This is a genomic window from Polaromonas sp. P1_G2 (assembly GCF_056405515.1).
Genome location: NZ_JBFUBY010001698.1, coordinates 1 through 366, shown reverse-complemented (window position 1 = coordinate 366; position 366 = coordinate 1). Strand labels below are relative to the sequence as shown.

General features: G+C 49.5%; 1 protein-coding gene. It reads left to right on the top strand.

The annotated features are described in order from the left end of the window. On the top strand, positions 1-284 hold a 284-nt coding region (locus tag AC1D0P_RS32170; protein WP_477680430.1), incomplete at its 5' end, for a hypothetical protein. Between the last annotated feature and the right edge of the window lie 82 nt (positions 285-366).

Genomic DNA, 366 nt, shown 5'->3' with positions numbered 1-366 from the left:
CTAGACGTCTTATCGACATTCTTTATTCTTTAGGAAAACCACATCCCACCGGCTATTGGCAACGTAAAAAACGTCACGATAGTGTGAAAACGGTTTTCCGGTTACAAAATCCTTATATTTCAGCAAAATGGCGGCATTTGGACTTGACTAAGCATCAGGGTCTTGAGGCAAACGCGTGTCGCACCAAAAAGATCCGACACCTTTGCTTGAGCAGGCCCAAGCCAACCAGGGCTTTGCGGCGGCCGTGCGATAAATCTGTCATGGTTTTGCAAAAACCCTGTTGACAGGAAACCGCGACCCACTTACATGCACCGTCGCTGCCCAGATGGCGGAATTGGTAGACGCGCAGGTTTCAGGTACCTGTGC